The sequence below is a fragment of the Escherichia sp. WS3227_2 genome (genome assembly GCF_046486495.1).
GTDB lineage: Bacteria > Pseudomonadota > Gammaproteobacteria > Enterobacterales > Enterobacteriaceae > Escherichia > Escherichia coli.
This window is the reverse complement of sequence record NZ_JBJQLG010000002.1, coordinates 70,757-86,154: the sequence shown is the minus strand read 5'-3', so window position 1 is coordinate 86,154 and position 15,398 is coordinate 70,757. Positions and strand designations below refer to the sequence as shown.

The following is a 15,398-nucleotide window of genomic DNA, read 5'->3' as shown; positions in this document are numbered from 1 at the left end:
TCAGTACATTTGTCCTTCTCGCCTGCCTTTCGTCATTACCGACGGTATTGAATTTCGTTTTCCCCATTGGGGTTCTCCGGACAAGGAGTTGTTTGTTATGCCACGTTTTTTTGCCCGCCATGCCGCCACGCTGTTTTTCCCGATGGCGTTGATTTTGTATGATTTTGCCGCGTACCTGTCGACGGATCTGATCCAGCCAGGGATCATTAATGTGGTCCGTGATTTTAATGCCGATGTCAGTCTGGCCCCTGCTGCCGTCAGTCTCTATCTTGCTGGCGGTATGGCGTTACAGTGGCTGCTGGGGCCGCTTTCCGACAGAATTGGCCGCAGGCCGGTGCTGATTACCGGGGCGTTAATTTTTACCCTTGCCTGCGCCGCGACAATGTTCACCACGTCAATGACACAATTTCTTATCGCGCGTGCAATTCAGGGCACCAGTATCTGTTTTATTGCCACCGTTGGTTATGTCACGGTGCAGGAGGCGTTCGGACAGACAAAAGGGATCAAGTTGATGGCGATTATCACCTCCATCGTACTGATTGCGCCGATTATCGGCCCGCTTTCCGGCGCAGCTCTGATGCACTTTATGCACTGGAAAGTCCTTTTTGCCATCATTGCGGTTATGGGTTTTATCTCATTTGTTGGCTTACTGCTGACGATGCCAGAGACGGTGAAGCGCGGCGCGGTTCCGTTTAGCGCCAAAAGCGTCTTGCGCGATTTTCGTAATGTCTTTTGCAATCGGCTGTTCCTCTTTGGCGCAGCAACCATCTCTTTAAGCTATATCCCGATGATGAGTTGGGTGGCTGTCTCGCCGGTGATCCTTATCGATGCAGGCGGCTTAACAACTTCGCAGTTCGCCTGGACACAGGTTCCGGTGTTCGGCGCGGTGATTGTCGCGAATGCCATCGTGGCGCGTTTCGTTAAAGATCCGACCGAACCGCGCTTTATCTGGCGTGCCGTACCCCTTCAACTGGTTGGCCTCGCGCTGTTGATTATCGGCAATCTGCTGTCACCGCACGTCTGGCTGTGGTCGGTGCTGGGCACCAGTCTGTATGCTTTCGGGATTGGTTTGATCTTCCCGACCTTATTCCGCTTTACGCTGTTTTCCAATAACTTACCGAAAGGGACCGTCTCCGCATCGCTAAATATGGTGATCCTGATGGTGATGTCGGTCTCGGTCGAAATCGGCCACTGGCTGTGGTTTAACGGCGGTCGCTTGCCGTTTCATCTGTTAGCCGTTGTGGCAGGCGTTATCGTCGTTTTCACCCTGGCCGGATTGCTTAATCGCGTGCGCCAACATCAGGCTGCCGAGCTGGCGGAGGAGCGGTGATTTTTGCGCGATCCTGCCGTCAGGCTCTATTCTTAACATTATGAATAAACTCATTGAACTCAGACGCGCCAAAATGTTGGCGCTCTCTTTATTGCTTATCGCCGCTGCTACCTTTGTCGTTACGCTGTTTTTGCCGCCCAATTTTTGGGTGAGCGGCGTGAAGGCGATTGCTGAAGCGGCGATGGTCGGCGCGCTGGCGGACTGGTTTGCGGTGGTGGCGCTGTTTCGCCGCGTGCCGATTCCGATCATTTCTCGTCATACGGCGATTATCCCGCGTAATAAAGACCGGATTGGCGAAAATCTCGGTCAGTTCGTGCAGGAAAAATTTCTCGATACCCAGTCGCTGGTGGCATTGATTCGACGTCACGAACCGGCGTTGTTGATTGGCAACTGGTTTAGTCAGCCGGAGAACGCCCGCCGCGTTGGTCAGCATCTGTTGCAGATCATGAGTGGTTTTCTTGAACTGACCGATGATGCGCGTATTCAGCGCCTGCTTAAGCGCGCGGTCCACCGGGCGATTGATAAGGTTGATCTTTCTGGCACCAGTGCGTTGATGCTGGAGAGTATGACCAAAAACGATCGTCATCAGGTGCTGCTCAATACGCTGATCGCACAGTTGATCGCCCTTCTCCAGCGCGATAAATCGCGCAAGTTTATCGCCCAGCAAATTGTTCGCTGGCTGGAGAGCGAGCATCCACTGAAAGCCAAAATTTTGCCCACTGAATGGCTGGGCGAACATAGCGCGGAGTTGGTTTCTGACGCGGTGAATTCTTTGCTTGATGATATCAGCCGCGATCGTGCGCATCAGATCCGCCATGCGTTTGATCGCGCCACCTTTGCCCTGATCGACAAGCTGAAAAACGATCCTGAAATGGCAGCGCGAGCCGATGCCGTAAAAAGCTATCTGAAAGAAGATGAAGCTTTTAACCGCTATCTCAGTGAATTGTGGGGAGATTTACGGGAATGGCTGAAAGCGGATATCAACAGTGAAGATTCTCGTGTGAAAGAACGTATCGCGCGGGCGGGTCAATGGTTTGGCGAAACGTTAATTGCCGATGATGCCTTGCGGGCGTCGTTAAATGGTCATCTGGAACAAGCCGCGCACCGCGTCGCGCCTGAGTTTTCCGCATTCCTGACGCGACATATCAGCGATACGGTAAAAAGCTGGGATGCGCAGGATATGTCGCGGCAAATCGAGTTAAATATCGGCAAAGATCTGCAGTTTATCCGTGTCAACGGTACGCTGGTTGGCGGTTGTATTGGGCTAATTTTGTATTTGCTGTCGCAGCTCCCGGCCTTGTTCCCCCTCGGCAATTTTTAGAAATCCATGAAAAACTAAGTGGCTAACCGCGAGAGAGATCAAATAAACCACACTAAAAGAATGGTAATAATGTGGCCTCTTTTCATTATCTCCCGTGGTACGGGGAAGGAAAATCATGTCACTTGTCACCGATCTACCCGCCATTTTTGATCAGTTCTCTGAAGCTCGCCAGAAAGGCTTTCTCACCGTCATGGATCTCAAGGAGCGCGGCATTCCGCTGGTTGGCACCTACTGCACCTTTATGCCGCAAGAGATCCCGATGGCAGCCGGTGCAGTTGTGGTTTCGCTCTGTTCCACCTCTGATGAAACCATTGAAGAAGCGGAGAAAGATCTGCCGCGCAACCTCTGCCCGCTGATTAAAAGCAGCTACGGCTTCGGCAAAACCGATAAATGCCCCTACTTCTACTTTTCTGATCTGGTGGTCGGTGAAACCACCTGCGACGGCAAAAAGAAAATGTATGAATACATGGCGGAGTTTAAGCCCGTTCATGTGATGCAGTTGCCAAACAGCGTCGAGGACGATGCCTCACGCGCGTTATGGAAAGCCGAGATGCTGCGCTTGCAAAAAACGGTAGAAGAACGTTTTGGGCACGAAATTAGCGAAGATGCTCTGCGCGATGCCATTGCGCTGAAAAACCGCGAACGTCGCGCACTGGCTAATTTTTATCATCTTGGGCAGTTAAATCCTCCGGCGCTTAGCGGCAGCGACATTCTGAAAGTGGTTTACGGCGCAACCTTCCGGTTCGATAAAGAGGCGTTGATCAATGACCTGGATGCAATGACCGCCCGCGTTCGTCAGCAGTGGGAAGAAGGCCAGCGACTGGACCCGCGTCCGCGCATTTTAATCACCGGCTGCCCGATTGGCGGCGCAGCAGAAAAAGTGGTGCGCGCGATTGAAGAGAATGGCGGCTGGGTTGTCGGTTATGAAAACTGCACCGGGGCGAAAGCGACCGAGCAATGCGTGGCAGAAACGGGCGATGTCTACGACGCGCTGGCGGATAAATATCTGGCGATTGGCTGCTCCTGTGTTTCGCCGAACGATCAGCGCCTGAAAATGCTCAGCCAGATGGTGGAAGAATATCAGGTCGATGGCGTAGTTGATGTGATTTTGCAGGCGTGCCATACCTACGCGGTGGAATCGCTGGCGATTAAACGTCATGTGCGCCAGCAGCACAACATTCCTTATATCGCTATTGAAACAGACTACTCCACCTCGGATGTCGGGCAGCTCAGCACCCGCGTCGCGGCCTTTATTGAGATGCTGTAAGGAGTGGCAGTGGCATATTCGATTGGCATTGATTCCGGCTCAACCGCCACCAAAGGGATCTTACTGGCAGACGGCGTGATTACGCGCCGTTTCCTCGTTCCAACACCCTTTCGCCCGGTAACAGCAATTACTGAAGCCTGGGAAACTCTGCGCGAAGGGTTAGAAACAACGCCGTTTCTGACGCTCACCGGCTACGGACGGCAACTGGTGGATTTTGCCGATAAACAGGTGACGGAAATCTCCTGTCACGGGCTGGGCGCACGGTTTCTTGCGCCAGCAACGCGCGCAGTAATCGACATCGGTGGTCAGGACAGCAAAGTGATTCAGCTTGATGATGACGGTAACCTGTGCGATTTCCTGATGAATGACAAATGCGCGGCGGGCACCGGGCGTTTCCTGGAGGTGATCTCGCGCACGCTTGGCACCAGCGTCGAGCAACTCGACAGCATTACTGAAAATGTCAGACCGCACGCCATCACGAGTATGTGCACAGTGTTTGCCGAATCAGAAGTGATCAGCCTGCGCTCAGCGGGCGTCGCGCCAGAAGCGATTCTCGCCGGAGTGATTAACGCGATGGCGCGGCGGAGTGCCAATTTCATTGCTCGTCTCTCCTGTGAAGCGCCGATTCTGTTTACTGGTGGCGTTAGTCATTGCCAGACGTTTGCCCGGATGCTGGAATTTCATCTGGGAATGCCGGTAAATACCCATCCTGATGCGCAATTTGCTGGCGCAATTGGCGCGGCGGTAATTGGTCAACGAGTGAGAAAACGCCGATGAAAGAGTTTTTATTTTTATTTCACTCCACGGTCGGCGTCATACAAACCCGTAAGGCGTTGCAGGCAGCGGGCATGACTTTTCGCGTCAGCGATATTCCCCGTGATTTACGCGGCGGCTGCGGGTTATGCATTTGGCTGACCTGTCTGCCCGGCGAGGAAATACAATGGGTGATCCCTGGGCAAACCGAAGCGATATATTGCCAGCAGGGCAGCGACTGGCAGTGCGTGGTGCATTACGCTTCAGAAGCGTCAACCAGGCAATAAGACCTTTAAATATAACGCCCGGATATTTGGCTGCACATAATCCTGCATGAAGGAAGTTGTATTAAATATCTCGCCTGATGTGAAATATTTCCCATCCACAAAATGAGCGATTTTTGATAGCACCTTACTATTGCGCGTCTAAAATACAATATACATTGTATTATACTTAAACCCATAATTATACATAGAGCAATAAAATGATTACCCACACCCCTGATTATTTTAGATTTAGAAGAACATTTCACAATTCAAGGATAAAATTATGGACTCAACATTTAACATATACCAGGATATTCTCCCAGCATTCAACATGTATTCGGGACTAAAACCTTGCCATGAAAAAAACAACCTACCATTTGATATTAACACGGAAATTGAAACCATACAAAAACAAATTAATTATGATATAAATCATTTGAATGATGGTTTGATTAAGCGTGTACTGAATGTTTTTATTCACCTTATCTCTAATCCCGATAATCTCGAATTAACCTTAAATCGATATTCATCAACAACAGAGCAAATCATCGGCAGAACCAAAAGAAATGGTTTACATGAGTTTGAAGTTGGCGATCTAAAAATAATATTTAATCGACAAGATGATAATGAAAGCGTATTAACTGTTAAACACAAAGATATAAGTCATGGTTGCAATGTTAAAACCGAGCAACTGCAGCAGTTTATTAAAATAATGGAACAAAAAGCGCAACTACCAATCTATATTGACAAGAACAATTTGAAAGAGAGTATTTTCTCTGTTTTGCGAAATGACCCACAGCACGTAGATAAAGAGCAATACCTTCCCTGTGATAAGTTTTTAACACATGCCTGCAAAAGTTCAAATTCATTTGAAGTGAAATTAGATGCCACTCATCAATATCAACATCTGAATAACTTCATGATTTCTTTTGACCCAGTAGAAAATCAATTAACAATACGGGATAACAATAACGAGACTGAAACTATCTCGTTGACAAACTTACAATGGGAAAATGTGCTGCAATACTACAGAGAAAACCACCAGCAGCCAAATATAGCTGGATCACGAAATCTCACGGATAATATAGATAAAATTAAAAATACAATATCCACCTCTGAAATTATTGAGTGCGCCTCTCCTGAAATAAGAAGTAGCGTCCTGAACGATCTTTATAGCATTGCTAATTTCCTCCCGGACAATAATCTGACCCCAAATGAGAGCTGGAAAAGATTTTGCCATACATGCGAGCGCTTTTATGTTGCTCAGAAGAGTATCACTGGAGATAACAGTGAACGTCTTACGCGAAAAGTCTCTATCTCTGATGCAGGAATTACAATGACCTTCAAGATAGGTGATGTTGTCATCAATACTATTAGCACTGCTATTCCTAAAGATGAATCGGGTCAACGGTGTATAGAAGGGTTGAATTTAGCGGGAATGGATTTAACCGGCATAGACTTGTCTAATATGGTTCTAAGGAATGTCAATTTTAATGGCAGCATTCTTAGAAATGCGGATTTCTCCGGTACGATCTGTGAAGGCGTGGATTTTACCGATTGTGATCTGCGTAATGCAAAATTCGAAAACGCCTCATTAGAAAATAATGATTTTCGTAAAGTTCGCCACTTGACTTATGTAAATTTCAAAAACGCAAATCTACGAAACTGTAACTTCAGCGGAAAAGTTCTCACTGGCGTTAATTTTACTGGAAGTGACCTTAGTAACGCTTATCTTGAACACATAGATTTCACAACAGTGATTCTATATGAAACACCTGCAGCACCTGCAACATCTGCAACATCTGCAACATCTGCAACATCTGATACTCCTAAAATACCTAAAATACCTGAAATACCTGGAGCACCTAAAATACCTGCAACACCTCGAATACCTGGTACACCTAAAGTAATTCTTACTGGAGCAATACTAAATTATTCCGATCTATCGGGTAAAGATCTTTCAGAATATGATCTTACTGGTACTGTCTGCATGTTTACCAATTTTTCAAACGCTAATTTAACAAAATGCAAACTCTTTAATACAAACTTTTCGGCTGCAAATTTTGACAATACTAATTTCACTGGTACAGAAGGTTCTAATATTCTGTTTAACCATGCATGGTTGTTCAATACGATATTTATAGATACGATTTTTAAAAATGCCTGTTTTTTCAATGCCAAAGTGAATAATGTTTCTCTTAAGAAAGCATATATTTACAATGATAATATCGATAAAAAAGCCAATGACAGTACCGAGAAACAACCCAGTGACAGTATCGAGAAACAACCCAGTGACAGTATCGAGAAACAAGCCAATGACAGTATCGAGAAACAAGCCAGTGACAGTATCGAGAAACAAGCCAATGACAGTACCGATAAACAAGCCAAGAACAGTACTGATAAACAAGCCAATAACAGTACCGATAAACAAGCCAAGAACAATACCGAGCAACAGGACAGTACCAGTTTTAATGAAGCCCGTTTAAAGAAAGAAGTGAATAGCAGTTTTTCCATTCCGGGTTTAACGTCTTATCAGCCAACGTATATAGTTGACGAATAGTTCAATAATCACCCAAACAGAGTGAGTATGGCAGAGGATATAAATTAAAATTTAAATGTTAACCGCCTCATCTATCATTCATGGATGAGGCGCATTTATCAGTCGATGTAAGCTGAAAATGTTCCGCCATCCAGAGACAACCGCCGCCCCCTGCGGCGTTTACTATTTCATCGCCCGCGTTAAGAATTCATTAAGCTTCATCCGTATACTCCTTATCTGTCGCACTGAATTTGACGAGAAAAAAAGCAATAATAAGGAGCAACAAGTTGAAAAAGCGCATCACCTTTATCGTTTTTCTTTGCGCCATCGTGGCGGTGAGCCTGTTTTTTGTGCAATCCTGCGTCCGTAAAAGCCAGCATGTCGCAGGGTTTCAGAATTATCAGGCCACTATCGATGGTAAAGAGATTACAGGAGTAACTAAAAATATCTCCTCACTGACCTGGTCAGCGCAGAGCAATACCTTATTTAGCACTATCAACAAACCTGCAGCCATCGTTGAAATGACGACCGAGGGCGACTTGATCCGCACCATTCCGCTCGATTTTGTTAAGGATCTCGAGACGATTGAATACATTGGTGATAATAAATTTGTCATCAGTGATGAACGTGACTACGCCATTTATGTGATTTCACTTAACGCTGAGTCGGAAGTAAGCATCCTCAAAAAAATTAAAATCCCATTGCAGGAAACGCCTACTAACTGTGGCTTTGAAGGACTGGCTTACTCCCCTCAGGACCATACCTTCTGGTTTTTTAAAGAGAAAAATCCGATAGAGGTCTACAAAGTAACCGGGCTATTGCGTAGCGATGAGTTGCATATCAGCAAAGATAAAGCGTTGCAGCGTCAGTTTACTTTAGACGATGTTTCTGGCGCGGAATTTAACCCACATAAAAATACGTTGCTGGTGTTGTCACATGAGTCACGCGCCCTGCAGGAAGTGACCGTGACAGGTGACGTGATCGGCGAAATGTCGTTAACCAAAGGCAAGTATGGCCTTTCACACAACATCAAGCAGGCGGAAGGGATAGCGATGGATGACAGCGGCAACATTTATATCGTTGGTGAACCGAATCTTTTTTATCGCTTTACGTCGACAAAATCATGATAACAGTCTGGCAGGTTCTCCTTTTTTGTTATTAACTTGTTAACTCAAAATAATACAAACCAGGCAGAACATGAATTCGACATCGCATCCCGTAGAACGTTTTTCTTTCAGCACCGCGTTATTCGGGATGCTGGTTCTGACCTTAGGTATGGGTTTAGGCCGCTTTCTCTATACGCCGATGCTGCCAGTCATGCTGGCGGAAGGCGAGTTTTCCTTTAGCGAACTCTCATGGATCGCCAGCGGTAACTATGCCGGGTATCTGGCGGGGAGCCTGCTGTTTTCATTCGGCGCGTTTCATTTACCCTCACGCCTGCGCCCGTTCTTGTTAGCTTCCGCTCTCGCAACCGGATTATTAATCCTCGCGATGGCGTGGCTGCCGCCGTTTCTTCTGGTTTTCATCATTCGCTTTCTGGCGGGAGTCGCCAGCGCCGGGATGTTGATTTTCGGCTCAACGCTCATCATGCAACATACTCGCCATCCCTTTGTCCTTGCGGCGCTATTTTCTGGTGTTGGCGTCGGCATCGCTCTGGGTAATGAATATGTGCTGGCAGGCCTGCATTTTGCCCTCTCTTCACAAACGTTGTGGCAAGGTGCCGGAGCACTTTCTGCCATTATATTGCTTGCTCTGGCGCTGCTCATCCCGTCGAATAAACACGTTATCCCGCCAGCGCCATTGGCAAAAATCGCGCAACAACCCATGAGCTGGTGGTTACTGGCGATTCTGTATGGTCTGGCGGGTTTTGGTTATATCATCGTCGCCACCTACCTGCCGCTCATGGCGAAAGACGCGGGCCAGCCTGTGCTGACGGCTCACCTTTGGACACTGGTTGGCTTGTCGATTGTCCCTGGTTGCTTTGGCTGGCTGTGGGCAGCCAAACGGTGGGGAGCATTACCTTGCCTGACCGCGAATTTGCTGGTGCAGGCGATCTGCGTGCTGTTAACCCTCGCCAGCAGCTCTCCTTTATTACTCATCATCAGCAGTATTGGTTTTGGCGGCACCTTTATGGGGACGACCTCGCTGGTGATGACCATCGCCCGCCAGCTTAGCGTGCCGGGAAATCTCAACCTTTTGGGCTTTGTGACACTCATTTATGGTATCGGGCAAATTCTTGGCCCGGCGCTGACCAGCATGCTCGGCAACGGAACGTCGGCCCTCGCCAGTGCCACGCTCTGCGGCGCGGCGGCGCTATTTATCGCAGCATTAATCTGCGGGATGCAAATATTAAAATTGCATACGAATGATTCTTAAGTAATTTAACGAATTTAACTTTTCAGTACATCACGTAAAATAATTAAAACATCCTTTTTCTTTGGAGGTACTCAGCCACCGCCGTTATTAATCCTGGTTTAGCAATTCCACGGCGAATTCATTATTTCTGGTCATATTATAGTCAGGATCGCATTATATCTCCGTGCTAGAAAAAACAAGTTTAATTCTGTTTTTTCACGGAAGGTCACTATGGCTTCAACAAATGCGCATCAAATAAAAAATAATGATCAAAACTCTTTATGTGGTCTGGGTGACAAAATACGCCGCCTGACCGCCGGAGTTTGTTTATTTACACAAATTTTTTTCCCCGTCATGGCGACGGCACAAAATGTGGTACACGCTAAGCCTCAGACGACAGTTTCATCTCCGTCCCCTCTAATAGAAAATAATACTGTGCCTTACACGCTTGGTGCGCTGGAATCAGCGCAAAGCGTTGCTGATCGATTCGGTATTTCACTGGAGGAGCTTCGTCGTCTTAATCAGTTCCGCACTTTTGCTCGCGGCTTTGATAACGTGCGCCAGGGTGAAGAACTGGATGTTCCGGCAACAACCTCGCAGAAAAGCCATGAGCAACAAAATGCTGTACCGCCTGCGAATGGCGAAAACACGCTGGAGAATCAAATAGCCAGCACTTCGCAGCAAGTTGGCACTCTGCTTTCACAAGATATGAATAGTGAGCAGGCAAGCGGCATGGCGCGTGGTTGGGCGTCTTCAGAAGCCTCAGGCGCGATGACTGATTGGTTAAATAACTTTGGCACTGCGAAAATCTCTCTGGGTGTGGATGAAGATTTCAGCCTGAAAAATTCGCAATTCGACTTCCTGCATCCGTGGTATGACACACCCGATTATCTGCTCTTCAGCCAGCATACCCTTCACCGAACAGACGATCGTACCCAGATCAACACCGGTTTGGGCTGGCGTCATTTCACCCCCAGCTGGATGTCAGGCATCAACCTGTTTTTTGACCACGACCTGAGCCGCTATCACTCCCGCGCGGGGCTTGGCGCAGAATACTGGCGTGATTATCTGAAGTTGAGCAGCAACGCTTATATCGGCCTGACCGGCTGGCGTAGCGCACCGGAATTGGATAATGACTACGAAGCCCGCCCGGCCAACGGCTGGGATTTACGCGCGGAAGGCTGGTTACCAGCCTGGCCACAACTGGGTGGAAAACTGGTCTATGAACAATACTATGGTGATGAAGTGGCGCTGTTTGACAAGAATGATCGCCAAAGTAATCCCCATGCTATTACCGCGGGCCTCAACTATACCCCCTTCCCGCTTCTGACTCTCAGTGCGGAACAGCGTCAGGGAAAACAAGGTGAAAATGACACACGTTTTGCCGTTGATCTGACCTGGCAACCCAGCAGTTCAATGCAGAAACAGCTTAACCCGGACGAAGTGGCCGGACGGCGCAGTCTGGCCGGTAGTCGTTATGACCTGATTGATCGCAACAACAACATCGTTCTGGAATATCGCAAGAAAGAGCTGATTCGCCTGAGTCTGCTGGATCCGGTGAAAGGAAAGTCTGGAGAAATAAAACCGCTGGTTTCCTCGCTACAGACCAAATATGCCCTGAAAGGCTATAACATCGAAGCCGCTGCGCTGGAAGCTGCCGGAGGTAAAGTCAGCACGTCTGGAAAAGATATCACGGTCACGCTGCCAGGTTACCGCTTCACTAACACTCCAGAAACCGATAATACATGGTCGATAGACGTTACCGCCGAGGATGTAAAAGGTAACCTGTCACGTCATGAACAAAGCATGGTCGTCATTCAGGCTCCGACATTAAGCCAGAAAGATTCTCTGTTATCCGTTAATCCGCTAACCGTAGCTGCAGATAAAAAATCGACGACCACATTGACCGTTACTGCGCACGATTCCGACGGAACTCCGGTGCCGGGGCTGGCGCTGCAAACCCGCAGTGAAGGCGTTCAGGATATCACCCTGTCTGACTGGACAGATAACGGTGATGGTAGTTACACACAGATGCTGACCGCCGGAACGACATCAGGTTCAGTAACACTGACGCCGCAAATTAACGGTGAGAGTGCGGTAAAAGAATCCATTGTCGTTAATATCGTCCCTGTTGTCTCATCCCGCGACCATTCATCAATAACAATAGATAACGTATCGTATTATGCCGGAGACGACATCAAGGTTAGGGTGGAACTGAAAGACGACAGCAATCAACCGGTTGCTTATCAAAAAGAAGAATTGGTAAAAGCCGTTACTGTCGAAAACAGCAAACCTGGAGCCACGATTGTCTGGAACGAAGAGCAGCCGGGCGTTTATGCCGCGAATTATCCGGCCCATAAGCAAGGGACAGCACTAAGGGCACAACTTAGCCTTCACAACTGGAATGCTCCACTGCAATCGCATATTTATAACATTGAGGCAAACCAGAATAAGGCTCGCGTCGCCACATTATCAGCGACGAATAATGACGTTTACGCCGATAAAAAGACATTTAATACCCTCACTATCAACGTCACTGATGAGAGTGATAATCCCCTGACAAATCATCAGGTCACCTTTAAGAATGAAAAAGGAAGCGCGGAATTTGTCGAACCGCCGCAGCAAAATACGGATGCATACGGTGTTGCCACAATCAACATGGTAAGTCAGGTTGCGGAAGAAAATACGATTAGTGCCACGCTGCCAAATGGTTTCTCACAACGGATAATTGCGAAATTCGTTAGCGATTCGAGTACGCCAAAATTCAAACAACTGGTTGCCGATCCAGATACCATTATTGCTGGCAACAGCCAGGGCAGTACTCTGACCGCCACCGTCACAGACTTTCATAACAATCCATTAAAAGATATGAAAGTGAATTTTGTGGCACCTGGTGGCTCGCAACTGGACAACACGTCCGCCACAACAGATCAGTCCGGTATTGTGCGAGTGCACCTGACCAGTTCAAAAGCTGGTAGCTATTCCGTCGATGCCTCGCTTGAGGCGGATAAAAATATTCACCAGTCGGTCACGATCACCGTGGTCCCAAACAGGGAACAATCGGTAATGACCTTAAATGCCGGGTCGGGCAGTGCGATCGCTAACAATACAAATACCGTTATCCTGACAGCCAGTGTGAAAGATGTTTACGGACACCCGTTGCCGGATGAGGATGTGAAATTTACCTTGCCAGCCTCCATGACCGGGAACTTCACGCTAAGTAGTGAAACCGCCCGCACCGATGCAAACGGCGATGCCGTGGTCACATTGCGTGGCACAAAAGCGGGTGAGTTTACAGTTACGGCGACGCTGACCAGAAATAATACCGTTGCTCATCAGCAAGTCACTTTTATTGGGGATACAAACAGCGCGCAGCTCCAGCCGCTGACTGCCTCATTAAATACCATTGTTGCGGGTAACAGTACGGGGAGTACCCTGACGGCAACGATCCTGGACGCTTACCAAAATCCGCTTAAAGACCAGCTGGTCACTTTCCAGAGTAACGATGTCACTCTAAGTGGAACAGAAGTCACCACCAATACACTGGGTCAGGCGACAGTAACAATGACCAGCAATATTGCCGGGCAACATAACGTCGTGGTGAGCCGGAAAGCGCAAGCCTCCGATAATAAAACGTTTAGTTTATCAGTGCTGCCGGATGAAAGTTCGGCGAAGGTAATAAGTATAACCGGAGCCGAAAAAACGATAACGGTTGGCGAAAACATCACGCTACGGATACTCGTCCAGGACGCGTTTAACAATGTAATAGCGGGTCAACGCGTCAGATTAAGTGCGCAGCCAACAGCTAACATTACGATAGGCGATACGGCTTACACTGATAATAACGGTTACGCGTACGTTAACCTTCTCAGCACCCAGCCTGGGGTTTATCAGGTGACGGCAACGCTGGACAATAACAGTAGTAGTAAGGTTGATGTGAATGTGGCAAATGGCAAACTCGAGTTAACATCATCGAAGCCAGAAACCACGGTCCATAACAGTGAAGGTATTACGCTGACCGCAACGGCGAGAAATGCACGGGATGAATTGATGCCAGGGCAAATTATCACCTTTAGCGTAACGCCTGAAGGTGCAACGCTAAGCAATACAGGGGAAATACTTACTGACCAGTATGGTCAGGCCAAAGTGACGCTGACCAGTGACAAAGTGAATGTCTATACCGTTACGGCCACAATGGGCAAAGATGTTCCCGTTCAGAGCCAAGTAACGGTTGCGGTTAAGGCAGATGCTAAAACGGCACATGTTGTGAGCGTCGTGGCTTCTCCTGACACCATAACCGCCGACGGCATCGATAGCAGCACCGTCACGTCACGAGTAGAAGATGATTACGGATTCCCGGTTGAAGGTGTCGATGTTCGTTACGCCTTAGACACCAAAGGTCGCCCGGTAGTTAATATTCCAACTACGCGTACCGATCAGTCCGGGCAAGTCACGGCGACAATAACCAGTACATTGGCAGAAACCTTAACGGTCAATGTGCAAGTTCCTGGTACAGCCAACCAATCCGCAGCTATTACCTTGCTTGCCAGCACGGCGGATGAAAGTAAGTCATTATTGAAATCCGACGTTGGCACTCTGATGGCTGACTACCAGCATAGCGCGAAACTTACGCTAACATTGCAAGACAAGTACGGTAACCCGATAGTGACGTCTGATCATCTGGAATTTGTCCAGTCAGGTCCCTTCGTGAACTTTCTCAAGTTGAGCGATATTGATTACAGCCAAAGAAATTATGGCGAGTACACCGTGACTGTCACTGGCGGAAAAGAGGGAACAGCGACCCTCATTCCCATGCTGAACGGGGTTCATCAGGCAAAATTAAGCGTATCGCTGAATCTCATCCAATCGATAAAAGAAATGTCCGGTCATGTCACTGCAAACAACCATACCTTCTCCACGGCTAAATTCCCGAGCGAAGGTTTTGCAGGAGCGTATTACACACTCAACAATGATAACTTTGAAGCGGGTAAAACCGTTGATGATTATATGTTTTCAAGTTCACAGAGTTGGGTGTCTGTCGATGCGTCAGGTAAAGTTTCTTTCTCAAATATCGGCGATCAAACGTCAGTCACAATAAGTGCTGTTCCCCGACAAGGAGGTACAACCTACCAGACCTTAATTAAGCTGAAAGGCTGGTGGGTGAATAATGGAAATCATACCAATATCTGGCTAGCTGCCAATGCGCTCTGTCATGCGAAAAATGATGGATATAATCTTCCTGGCATCACACATTTGACGTCTGGCGAAAACCAACGCACGCAGGGATCACTGTATGGTGAATGGGGGAACGTTGGAGCGTTTTCCAGTAATTCGCAATTTACACAAGGTGCTTACTGGACAAATGAATCTGATGATTACAATAGGCATTACTATGTGCAGATGCTAACCGGTATGACCGGAAGCGACGCTGATTCCAGCCCCCAACTGACCGCCTGCCGTAAATCACTTTAATTTTAGTAGGTTATTAAGGATACCCTTGTGCGAGGGTATCCTTTCAGACTGATAACAAACGCTACATTACCTGATGCGCTGCGCTTATCAGGCCT

The 15,398-nt window shown here is 47.9% G+C and carries 9 protein-coding genes; all 9 read left to right on the top strand.

The genetic code is table 11. From position 1 onward, the window contains the following. Window positions 1–97: 97 nt before the first annotated feature. The 9 genes from mdtM (at window position 98) to iatD (ending at window position 15,303) form a co-directional block, all read left to right on the top strand. The gene (gene mdtM, locus ACJHXB_RS03830) at window positions 98–1,330 is read left to right on the top strand and encodes a multidrug efflux MFS transporter MdtM (protein WP_410233464.1); all 1,233 of its coding nucleotides are present in this window, start codon (window positions 98–100) and stop codon (window positions 1,328–1,330) included. A gap of 40 nt (window positions 1,331–1,370) precedes the next feature. Further along, window positions 1,371–2,651 (top strand): DUF445 domain-containing protein, encoded by a 1,281-nt coding sequence (locus tag ACJHXB_RS03825; protein WP_001037396.1) that lies wholly within the window; start codon window positions 1,371–1,373, stop codon window positions 2,649–2,651. Window positions 2,652–2,766: 115 nt separating this feature from the next. Further along, window positions 2,767–3,918 carry a double-cubane-cluster-containing anaerobic reductase gene (locus ACJHXB_RS03820; RefSeq protein ID WP_001407306.1) on the top strand — a complete coding sequence of 384 codons (1,152 nt, stop codon included), beginning with the start codon at window positions 2,767–2,769 and terminating at the stop codon, window positions 3,916–3,918. Between the two features lie 9 nt (window positions 3,919–3,927). After that, window positions 3,928–4,695: a putative 2-hydroxyacyl-CoA dehydratase activator YjiL gene (yjiL, locus tag ACJHXB_RS03815; RefSeq protein ID WP_000331750.1), complete on the top strand. Its 768-nt coding sequence runs from the start codon at window positions 3,928–3,930 to the stop codon at window positions 4,693–4,695. Next, on the top strand, window positions 4,692–4,958 hold the full coding sequence (locus ACJHXB_RS03810) for a DUF3343 domain-containing protein (protein ID WP_000657670.1): 267 nt from the start codon (window positions 4,692–4,694) through the stop codon (window positions 4,956–4,958). Before yjiL ends, ACJHXB_RS03810 begins: the two co-directional genes overlap by 4 nt. 262 nt (window positions 4,959–5,220) lie before the next feature. Continuing rightward, window positions 5,221–7,497 (top strand): pentapeptide repeat-containing protein, encoded by a 2,277-nt coding sequence (locus ACJHXB_RS03805; protein WP_001605032.1) that lies wholly within the window; start codon window positions 5,221–5,223, stop codon window positions 7,495–7,497. A gap of 266 nt (window positions 7,498–7,763) precedes the next feature. After that, window positions 7,764–8,603, top strand: coding sequence for an SdiA-regulated domain-containing protein (locus ACJHXB_RS03800; RefSeq protein ID WP_001605031.1), 840 nt, complete (start codon window positions 7,764–7,766; stop codon window positions 8,601–8,603). Between the two features lie 70 nt (window positions 8,604–8,673). After that, window positions 8,674–9,852, top strand: coding sequence for an MFS transporter (locus tag ACJHXB_RS03795; RefSeq protein ID WP_001089436.1), 1,179 nt, complete (start codon window positions 8,674–8,676; stop codon window positions 9,850–9,852). Window positions 9,853–10,062: 210 nt separating this feature from the next. Next, complete coding sequence (gene iatD, locus ACJHXB_RS03790; RefSeq protein WP_000168884.1) at window positions 10,063–15,303, top strand: inverse autotransporter IatD; 5,241 nt, start codon at window positions 10,063–10,065, stop codon at window positions 15,301–15,303. Window positions 15,304–15,398: the final 95 nt, after the last annotated feature.